The following is a 10,197-nucleotide window of genomic DNA, read 5'->3' as shown; positions in this document are numbered from 1 at the left end:
TCTTCAAGGTAAATGGGTAAAACTCTACAGGATCATTCATCCAAGGCTAGATAGTTAAACTTACAAGATGAGACATGGATAGGTGCAACAATGAGGCTGATAGACGAAACGTTAACTTGATAGAAATGTTAAAAGGAGTCATTCAAAATCGACGTTCACTCTATTTATATCAATAAAATACTGGATCCAGATGTGCCAGGAACTTAGCCTAATACGTTTGAGATCGTTAAGTGTTATAAGGACATAATGGATCTACAGAATTCTAAACCCTAGGAAAGTTAAAGTAAGCAGTTTTAAATAAAAAATAACAATACACTTTCTATCATGGAGATCTTGAAGGTAACAAGGGAAGAAGTACCTGGTAAGGTTGGGATAATTCCTATTGGAAGCGTAGAACAGCACGGTCCCCATTTACCAATGGGTACGGACTCTTTAATAGCTGAATGGGTAGCAAGACAAGTCGAAAGAAGAAACGAGAAAGAAGTCCTACTCTTTCCGACGATCTATTACGGTTGCTCCCTTGAGCACAACGGTTTTCCATACGTTGGTATTTCTTACGTTACAATGATAAACTACTTAGTGGATTTACTTAACGCAACTAAAGATTCAGGAATAAAATCAATAATAATAATCAATGGACATGGTGGTAATAGAAGTGTACTAGATATTGTGGCAAGGCAGATTAACTTCACGAGTTCATCATTCAAGGTTTACGTATTCAATATTAATTCAGATGAAGAACTTGGATTACCAGGACCAGATTTACACGCTGGTTCTGTTGAGACCTCAAGGATAAAAGCAATAGATAAAGATCTGGTAAAGGATGAAAAAATTGATGAGATTAAGGACTTTAGCTATAAAGAAGGAGTTTTCTCAACTTTAACTGTTAAAGAAGCTAATCAGTATGGAGTAATTGGAAACGGTATTGTAGTTGACGCGGAGAAAGGAATAATGTCCCTTATTGAGGTGGTAAACAAGGTTGAAGAATTATTGAAAAAAATCATCTCTTAAGAAAAAACTCCCTACATTACAAAATTTTTCTTTCTCTATAATATCATTTTACTGAAGTATTTTGTCCCCAGATGTAACTAATTTTCGAGGTATAAGGGTTCTTCCAAGGGATCAGTAGGACTTTTAGCGTTATAACAAGAAACCCTATTTCCCTTCTTTATACTTATTCCAAACTTGTCTGTTTTCCTTCAATTGTCCTCAAATTCCTGAATATGATTTTAACCACCTTGTTAACAAAAGGTACAAACAAAACGAAATAATAAATGAAGCCATTGGATCCAGAGCGGATAGCAAGGGAATGTCTACCCAACCGAGTAATGGGGGATAAACTATAGCTATCGCCACGCCAAACGATATAAAAGCTAAAGGATTAAAACCCTTGAGAAATCTATACTTTCCGTTAGACATAAAGAGAGAATCTATGTCTAGGTTAAACCTCTTTACTATTGCATAATCTGCTGTATTTACCGCTACTATAGCTCCTAAAGCTACACCATAAGTTTCCAGCCAATTTACCATAAAACCATATGCGCTTCCAAGAAAGCTCCAAGCTCCAATCGCTAATCCTACTATTATAGCGATCATAACTCCCTTAAACCAGGTAATCCGTTTAGGATAGAGGTTGCTTATGTCATAACCAGGGGGTAAAAGATTTACTAAAGTATTTACCGCGAACGTCTCAATAAGAAGAGGCAATAGCAAAAGGGTTGATAATATTGGAGATTGCGTTATCAAAGTCAGCAGCACAGGATCAATTACCACCGCATTAGCCAGATGAATACCCATAACGCTTCCCATAACTCCTAGAAATCCGATCGATAGATATCCAAACGGGAGAACTAGCTGGCCGATTATCTTCGATCTCTGGTTTGCAGCAAATCTAGTTAGGTCTGGCATTGATATAGCCATAGTGAGCCAACTTGACATGTTACCGGCTAAGAAGACGGTCTCCTCTAAAATACTTGCCTTACTTGCACTAAAACTTCCAATTCCTGATAGATTCTATCCTGACCTTAATCCTTCTGCTAGGAATATACCTATTAATGATAAAATAACTAGCGGTGCAGTTATCCTAGCCATTTTCCTTAAAGGTTCTTGACCTTTTAGTATCGGAGAGAAATGAAGAAGAAGGAGCTCTAGAAATATTAAGATAAAGAAAGTTGTCCAAAAGAGACCTGGCATAGCAAGTGATATTGTGAATGAGTTGGCAGTACCAGACTTGAGTAAAGGACTTATAGTGGGAAGTAACTTACCGCTATAGGAAAGATACAAACCAACGACAATCTCAGTTATTATGAATGCATTTATTCCCCACCATCCAGTTCCTATTATTGCCCTTACTATTGAAGGTACTTGAGCTCCCCATATACCCCACCGTGATCTAGTTACTTGAGGCTCGGCTAGACCATACTTTACTCCTGCATGAGATTGAATTATCATTGGTATCAAGGTAATTGCATTTCCGAGGAAAACTAAAAAAATTGAAAATAACCAAGGTATGCCAGAGAAGATCCCAAACCATGGATACTCCCACGTTAGAACGCCTATGCTCATGGTTATCCATAGGGCTGAAAAATCTTTGGAACCTCACCTTTTCAGTTCTGTTTTTACAGGAGAGATTTCAGGATTCCATAGATAACTATCGTATTTTTCCTTCATAAGCTATTACCATTCTCCATACACTTAAAAAAGATATGAATATTTCTAGTAAACTATATGAAAAATTATCGATTGATTATACATAAGAATAAGAAGTTTTATTCTAGTAACGAACTTTATTTAAGAAAATACTTTCAAATAGATGTCCATTTTTATAGGTTTAAAATGAATTGCTTAAATATCACAGCCTCTAAGACGAATTATGAAAAATATTGGAATTAGAGAAGATTAATGATGATCTTAACTACTCTAAGGTTAAGGAGAAGTGAAATTCCACATGAGCGATTTTTATATCATTTAAGCGAGCCAGTGAACTACTACGACCTTTCAGTCGAGCTTTCATTAATCTACAAGACTGGATCTAACTATAAGTTCCACTTATGAGACCTTTTAAACCTCGAATGGTGTGGCAGATATAAGCTTAGAGTCTATGTTAAGTTCACTGTTACATGACTACGGTACCCTTCACTTTGCAAGCTACAACTGAACTCTTAACGATACGAAGAGAATACTTGAACAAGAGAAATATCATTCCCAGTCTAGAGTTGAATCTTTCACTACTTAACCTCTATTCCGAAAGATTTTTGAAATTTCTTCTAGTATCTAATAATTTTCTTTAGCAAATATTATTTTTATTAATAAAATCCATCTATACTAAATATAATTTAACTAGCGTAAAGGTTTAAGGAAAGAATCAATAACTAATCTAGAGTTCAATGAGTTTTAACTATAAAAAGAAATTGTAAGATATACATTATTTGAATTTATAAGACTTAAGTTTTTCCAGCTTTAGTGAAGATAAAAGGGACTCCTCGAGAAGAACGTTCTAATTCGAGAGATCTCGTAATGACATCACCGTTAATATTACAATTGTCCTAGAAAGTGAGCTGCATGTATTTGGTATATATTCGATCAACATGCATTAACGACAGAACAAATCCTTTAAGGTCGGGTTAACAAAAAGTATAAAATACCTAATCTTAAATTCTGATAATATTTTAATCTATATAAAATTGTCCAAAGTATAGAATGTTACTTATTAAAGGATATAAGTGACATACCCTCATAAATAATATTTGCAGCTAACATGCTAGTTATCTCACTTATGTCGTAAGGTGGAGACACCTCAACAACGTCAAAACCCACTATTTTTTCAAGCTTTAATTCCCTTAACATTTCTAGAGTCTCAAAGCTTGTTAGCCCTCCTACTTCAGGAGTTCCTGTACCAGGTGCAAATGCAGGATCTACAACGTCAATATCTAAAGAGATGTACGTGGGCCCATTTAAGGAGTTTAAGGTACTTATAACCTTTTCCCTTGAGTACTTTACTTCCCTTATATTAAAGCTCTTCACACCTAGTTTTTTCCCCTCTTCAAAATCGTCTTTAGTAAACTGTGGTCCTCTTATACCCACCTGAATTACGTTAGAGATCAGACCTTCCTCTACTGATCTTCTTAACCAAGTTCCATGAGTGTACTTCTTTCCCCAATAAGAGTCCCAAAAGTCAAAGTGTGAATCAAAGTGAATTACATTAACTTTGCCATAATTTTTAGCCATAGACCTAAGAATAGGTAAGGTTATGGAATGATCTCCACCGGCAATGAATGGTACAATTTTTGATTTGACTATTTCGTCTATATCCTTTTCTATAACCTTCATGGTATCGTCAATATATCCAGGGACAACATTTACATCACCCCTATCGCAAGCGTTAAGATCATCAAAAGGATAAACGTCTAAATACATGTTGTATGGTCTTAACAGCCTAGATCCCTGTCTAATTCCTGATGGTCCAAATCTAGCTCCAGGTCTATAAGTTGTTGCATCGTCAAAAGGTATTCCAATAAAAAGTGCCTTAACGCCGTTTAAGCTTTCGCAAATTGGAAGCCTTGCAAAAGTAGATATTTGAGTAAACCTGGGGGATTTTAAAGCATCTATCTGTCTCATAATATCTTATATTGATGTCTCTCTTTTATATTGATCGAGTCTTAAAATCCTTGTAATCCTCTATCAAAGAGAATCTTAGGAATATTAAGTGGAGACATAAACCTAAGTACGTTATCACAAATTCCTGGTTTATACGTAATAACTCCTTTCCTCAATAGTTCCTTTATTGTTCTGCCGACTATGTCCTTATCTAGTTCTCCATTATCCTTAAGCATTTCAATATATACCATAAATCCTCTTACCACTGTGCTCTTTATTATTTCGCTTTTCGTTACTATGTAGAACAAATATAAACTCATTAAACTATTAAGCTAATATATTAAAAAAAATTAGAAAAGTCTGCAACAGCAATTGAATAACCCTTACCATGGGTTCCCTTACAATTAGTCTAGCTATATCCTCCTATCAACCTTTTTGTTCCTTTCATTTCTGAACACAGTCCTAGAGACGTGTATGTTCCCCTTAATAGCTTGCACAGTCTGTCAGTAATTGGAGAGTCCATGATGTTTATGTCGTAAAAATTATTCATAAAGTTGATTAAAGAGAGTAAAGGTCTTATTCATTTAGCATTGTTCTTAAGATTTCCATGGGATTTAGATCTAAGACTTTAGGTTCCATTGAGTTTTTTGCAACAATTTTTCCTTTTCTTATCACTCCCCATCTAGGTAAAAGTGTGGATAAGCCCTCTACTACGGATTTAGCTTCTAAAACTACGTAATCGACGTTTTTTACTCCAAATTCCTTTTCCGCATTCTCTGTTATTAGGTTAACCCAACTCAGATCAAAGTTCCTTTCAATATTCATCGCCATCCATAGGACGTGAAGCATATCTCCTGAACCGGATGGATAGAATGGATTTATCACATCGTCATGACCTAAGCTAACGTTAACGCCAGCAGATAGTAAATAGTTTATCCTTGTTATTCCTCTTGGCATTGGATAAGAGTTCCCTCCATTTAAGTAAAACGCGGTTAGAGGAGAACTTATCACACTGGAACCTTTCTCCTTAATTTTATGAACCAATAATCTTGCATACTCCTCAGGATAGAAATGAAGGGCTGTTAAGTGGCTTAAAGCTACGTGAGTTTTTGCTAAATCCAGTAACATCTCTGAAAACTTCGTACTACCATCTCCTTGATCAACATGAACGTCCAAGTTTTTCCCCAGCTTCTCCGCTATTTCTGTAATGAACTTTATATGCTCTTCCGCAGATTCAACCTCTGGTTTTCCTCCGATCAAGTCTGAAATCTTTGAGCCTTCCAAAAAACTCTCCTTAGAGCAGTTAAATATACCTTGCTCAGGGAATGCTACTACTTGGACATCGATGTAAGGAGAAAGTTCTTCCTTAGCTAATATTGCAGCTTTTACGCTCTTTAGTCCTTTAGAGCAAGTGTCGGCGTGAACTCTTATATGAGTCGTTCCATAAAAAAGTTCAATTAAAGCCGATCTCTCTATCCTTAGCTTGAGTTCTTCAAGGGTGAGAGAATCTCTTACTTTCGCCCACCTTTCAACGGCCTCATGTAGTGAAGAAGAATTGTTATAGCCTGTTAAGTTTAGGGAGTACGCATTCTCTAGATGGGAATGCATATCATAAAAAGCTGGTAAGATTACTCTTTCCAAGTTTAAAGCTCCGTCTCCTTCTGCTTCTATTTCAATTGGTTCTCCTACTCTATTCCTCCCTTTTAATATCATTTGGACTCACCGGTATCCTCTTTACTTCGCCGTAATCGGAAAGAGCATTTATGATAGCCACGTAAGCCCCAGATATACTATTCTCTCCAACAGGTCTAAATCCGCCTGGGGTATTAGACGGTGTATGGAGTAGTTCTACTTCCATAAGAGGAGCCTCCAAAGCAGTCGGTATAGCGTAACTCAAGGGATCCTCAACGCTTTCCAGAAGAGAACCTCCAATGGCTTGAACTATTCCACCCATTATTTGTCCTTTTATGTTGTCCTCATTACCTGCTACTCCAACATCGACTATAGCGTAATGGTACAAAACCTTAATGTTTGGCCAATCCACTTTAACCGCTGATATTTGCCCGCTTATTGATCCGACCATTTCCTCCGGTTCATAACACTTTACGGAATAAATCTCTTTATCCTCAATTTCCCAAGGAGAATTACTTATTTTTTCCTTTAGCCTGCTTAGTCCTCCTTCCTTATCTATCTTTTCCTTTAATTCTTTCGCTGCTAACAGGGTTGCGTTAGCTGCGGTAACCACACTCCTACTTGCCCAACTTCCAAAACCTCTAACATCGTCTGATCCTACTTCTACCTCTGCCTTAGTCCCAAGCTCTTTCTCTACTATTCTCCTTATAACTGAGGCAATTCCCTGTCCCATGTCGACAACCGTAGTCTTTACTTTAACTATGCCTCTATCGTCCAATCTTAGAGATACGCATTCATAACCTCCTACATTAGACTTCTCCTCATTGATTAACACTTTAGACGATGGAGAACCGTAGTGAACGTACATGGAAACTCCTACTCCTTTTCCGTACTTCTCTCTAACTTCCCTGTACTTTTTCTCAATTCTTCTAAAAATCTCATCAACATTACCTACTGCGTTCAATTTTCCCAGGTTTTTCCTCCTAATCTCTATAGGATCAATTCCTAGTATTCTAGAAACAGCGTCAATTACTCTTTCAACCACAAAAAAGGCCTCTGGTCTACCAAAACCCCTAAATGCTCCTTGAGGAGGTTTATTGGACACTACAACCTTAAACTCGTACTTTACTTTTATATCATAAATCCCTTTCAAGTTCATCAAAGTAACGTAAAGTGGAGATATTCCAGACCAAGGTAAAGGAAATGCTCCTAGATCATAGACTATACTATCTTTATACCCTCTTATCTTTCCGTTGCTCTCAAAAAAAACCTCCACAAAATGTCTCTGTCCTCTGCCTTGAGAGGTTAACGCATGTTCTGTCTTACTTTCAATCCACTTTAAGTCAAGTCCTGTAGCATAGGATAAAGCAATTACTGCTAACTCCTCAGGTACTATGTCCTGTTTTGAACCAAAGCCTCCGCCTACCCAAGGAACCTTGATTTCGACTTTTTGAAAATTAAGCATTTCTTCAATTATTTTCTTCGCTACAGTAGGAGCTTGATTTGATATATAGATTACCATCTTATCTCCTTCATGCCTTACTGCAACTGCTCTTCCTTCCATCGGAAATGGAGATGACCTAGAAAAGGTTAAATCAAGGTTTATACGTCTATCTTTTTCAGCAAAGTCCTCACCTCCTTGTCCTTCTAGCGCTATATTGTTCGGAACGAAGTCATATATATCCCCATTTAATTCCTCGTACTCAACCTCCACATTTTCAGCTTTATCCTCCGCATCATAAGGATCATTTCCTAACACAATTGCAATAGGTTGTCCTACATAAAGAGATCTATCCTTCGCAAGCAATGGAATTTCAATATCCTTTAGCTTTCCCTCTAAACCAAAAATTCTTGGAATGTTAAATTTTAAGTCTTCCCACGTATAAGATCTCCCTGAAACCTTGAATTTAGCAAAGGGTACTGTGGATCTTATAAATTTTACACTTTTGTAATTCCCTGTTGAATCACCGACGTAATATCTTTCCATATCCATTTTTCCATCGCAAAGACTTAAAATGATTTTTTCCTTGCTTAAGGAAATGGATACTTAGAAACAACTAGTTTTTTTATATATTTAAGTAAATTCATTCTACGAATTTATCACGATGAAATAAGTTAAACGAAAAGCTTATCTTATTGAGGAAAGAACATGATTATCAAAAACGCAAAAATTGTGACCTCATCAGGTTTAGAAGACGGAGAAGTTGAGATAGAGAACGGAAAAATAACTAGAGTTGGGAAGAGTATAGTTGGGGAGAAAGCATTTGACGCTAGAGGACTAGTTTTAATGCCAGGAGGAGTTGACAATCACGTTCACATTGAGAAGGATTACCTAAAAGTACGTACAGATGACACAGTGGAAGAAAGCACAATAGCTTCACTTTTTGGAGGGACGACAACAGTTGTTGACTTTTCCTTTTCTGAAAACTTCTACTCCAGAGTTAACAAGTTCCAAGGAAGGAGTTACGTTAACTTCCACTTTCATGTTATAGCGAATTCATATTCTCAGTCTCTAGAAAAGATTAAGAAGGATGGGTTCGAGACAGTTAAGTTCTTTACAATCCCTTACGCTAATTCTCCTCCTGGTAATATGGGTGATTTAGCCTCAATCTTAGAAAAAGGATTTAGTGTGATGGTTCACGCGGAAGATTGGGATCTAATAAGCACTCTAATTTCAAGAATGGGAAAAGGAGGGAGTGAACTTCACTTGAAGAGTAGACCTGAGGAAAGCGAAATCTCAATGGCGTTAAAGATCTCCTATTTAGCTAGGATGTATAACTCAAAAGTTCTAATAGCCCATGTAAGCTCGCCTCAAACCTTAGAAATCCCTGGTTTAATGTATGAAGGTACGCTTCACCATATCTTTTTGGATCCGTCATACTACAGCAAGGAGAATGGATACTTATACGTCACTTCTCCTCCCGCAAGAGGAGGAATGACAGAAAAAGTGGAAAAATTTGACATGATTTCAACGGATCACAACTGGTTTAACAGGAAAACAAAGGAAGAACACAAATATTTTCCCGATTTGGTTCCCGGTTTACCAACAGTAGAGCTTAGACTTCCCATGATGCTAACTTATTTTGTAAAGAAAGGTTTACCTTTGTGGAAAGCGGTAGAGATGAACTCCATAAATCCAGCAAAATTTAATAATCTTAAGACTGGCGAAATAAAGGAGGGATATTCTGCCGACATAATTCTCTATGATTTTAATGAAAAATGGATTATTAATTCAAGAGAACTCCATATGGCAGACTGGACTCCATTTGAAGGATTTGAAATATTAGGTAAAGTAAGATATGCCTTTCTTAACGGTGAATTAGCTTTAGATAACGGGGAGTTACTTGGAGTTAAGGGAAGACTAATTAGGTCATGTTAAACCAAAAGTCCATAATTTTTCCGACATTTTTCTTTAAGTCTACCTTAACCTCTTGAACCTGGTCTACTAATTCCTTGTTCATTCCATATATTGAAACCCACTTATCCACAATTTCTGGAGTAACCTCGACGTGAAATTGTATTCCTAAGACACTCCCTTTTTTAAAGGCCTGAAAGTACTTCTCACTATAAGCTAAAAGTTCACTTCCTGGAGGGAGAGAAAAAGTATCGCTATGCATTTGGAAGACCTTAATCTCATCTCCTAAAAAGGAAAATTTTCCTATCGTTCTTACCTTTTGTACACCAATTTCCGATCCATATGGACCTCTTATCACTTTACCTCCTAATGCCTCTGAAGCTATCTGTGAACCTAAGCATATACCGAGGACTCTCTTTCCTTTAGTATATGCCTTTCTTACAAGATCCATTTCTTTCCTTATATACGGATAATTTTCTGATTCATATACGCTTTGTGGCCCTCCCATTATTATTAACGAGTCAAACTCTTCATTACCCTTTATATCCTGTCCTTGTATAGAAATGCCATCAATGTATTCTGAAATTGTACCAAGGGTTTCTACTGGATGATTA

Annotated in this window: 8 protein-coding genes and 1 pseudogene; 2 read left to right on the top strand and 7 right to left on the bottom strand. The window is 36.8% G+C overall.

Annotation, left to right across the window (positions count from 1 at the left end):
• Positions 1–324 precede the first annotated feature (324 nt).
• Entirely contained in the window at positions 325–1,011 is a 687-nt protein-coding gene (locus CM19_RS03860) for a creatininase family protein (RefSeq protein ID WP_048099144.1), read from the top strand.
• Between the two features lie 198 nt (positions 1,012–1,209).
• Here the strand turns inward: CM19_RS03860 and CM19_RS12525 are convergent, their stop codons facing one another.
• From CM19_RS12525 to CM19_RS03835, 6 genes and pseudogenes are all read right to left on the bottom strand, one after another.
• Complete coding sequence (locus CM19_RS12525; RefSeq protein WP_268744928.1) at positions 1,210–1,971, bottom strand: cytosine permease; 762 nt, start codon at positions 1,969–1,971, stop codon at positions 1,210–1,212.
• A 42-nt stretch (positions 1,972–2,013) separates the two neighbouring features.
• Positions 2,014–2,580 (bottom strand): annotated as a pseudogene (locus CM19_RS12520) (cytosine permease); the annotation flags it as partial.
• Between the two features lie 1,122 nt (positions 2,581–3,702).
• The gene (gene speB / locus CM19_RS03850) at positions 3,703–4,617 is read right to left on the bottom strand and encodes an agmatinase (protein WP_048099143.1); all 915 of its coding nucleotides are present in this window, start codon (positions 4,615–4,617) and stop codon (positions 3,703–3,705) included.
• 41 nt (positions 4,618–4,658) lie between these two features.
• Entirely contained in the window at positions 4,659–4,916 is a 258-nt protein-coding gene (locus tag CM19_RS03845) for an aminotransferase class III-fold pyridoxal phosphate-dependent enzyme (RefSeq protein WP_048099142.1), read from the bottom strand.
• A 256-nt stretch (positions 4,917–5,172) separates the two neighbouring features.
• Positions 5,173–6,309, bottom strand: coding sequence for an amidohydrolase family protein (locus tag CM19_RS03840; protein ID WP_048099141.1), 1,137 nt, complete (start codon positions 6,307–6,309; stop codon positions 5,173–5,175).
• Positions 6,287–8,215 (bottom strand): xanthine dehydrogenase family protein molybdopterin-binding subunit, encoded by a 1,929-nt coding sequence (locus CM19_RS03835; RefSeq protein WP_160164861.1) that lies wholly within the window; start codon positions 8,213–8,215, stop codon positions 6,287–6,289. The genes CM19_RS03840 and CM19_RS03835 overlap by 23 nt, the downstream gene beginning before the upstream one ends.
• A 162-nt stretch (positions 8,216–8,377) precedes the next feature.
• Between CM19_RS03835 and CM19_RS03830 the strand changes: the two genes are divergently transcribed.
• A complete protein-coding gene (locus tag CM19_RS03830; RefSeq protein WP_048099139.1) occupies positions 8,378–9,607 on the top strand; it encodes an amidohydrolase family protein in 1,230 nt (409 codons plus the stop codon).
• Here the strand turns inward: CM19_RS03830 and CM19_RS03825 are convergent.
• Positions 9,594–10,197 (bottom strand): type 1 glutamine amidotransferase (locus CM19_RS03825; RefSeq protein WP_048099138.1); only part of this gene is annotated, 604 nt, incomplete at its 5' end. The two genes, CM19_RS03830 and CM19_RS03825, sit on opposite strands and share 14 nt — an antisense overlap.

It is taken from the genome of Candidatus Acidianus copahuensis (genome assembly GCF_000632495.1).
GTDB lineage: Archaea > Thermoproteota > Thermoprotei_A > Sulfolobales > Sulfolobaceae > Acidianus > Acidianus copahuensis.
This window is presented reverse-complemented; position numbering and strand designations above follow the sequence as displayed.

Coding starts and splice junctions, on each gene's coding strand:
- CM19_RS03860 (WP_048099144.1), top strand. CDS start 325: ATGGAGATCTTGAAGGTAACAAGGGAAGAAGTACCTGGTAAGGTTGGG.
- speB (WP_048099143.1), bottom strand. CDS start 4,617: ATGAGACAGATAGATGCTTTAAAATCCCCCAGGTTTACTCAAATATCT.
- CM19_RS03845 (WP_048099142.1), bottom strand. CDS start 4,916: ATGAGTTTATATTTGTTCTACATAGTAACGAAAAGCGAAATAATAAAG.
- CM19_RS03840 (WP_048099141.1), bottom strand. CDS start 6,309: ATGATATTAAAAGGGAGGAATAGAGTAGGAGAACCAATTGAAATAGAA.
- CM19_RS03835 (WP_160164861.1), bottom strand. CDS start 8,215: ATGGAAAGATATTACGTCGGTGATTCAACAGGGAATTACAAAAGTGTA.
- CM19_RS03830 (WP_048099139.1), top strand. CDS start 8,378: ATGATTATCAAAAACGCAAAAATTGTGACCTCATCAGGTTTAGAAGAC.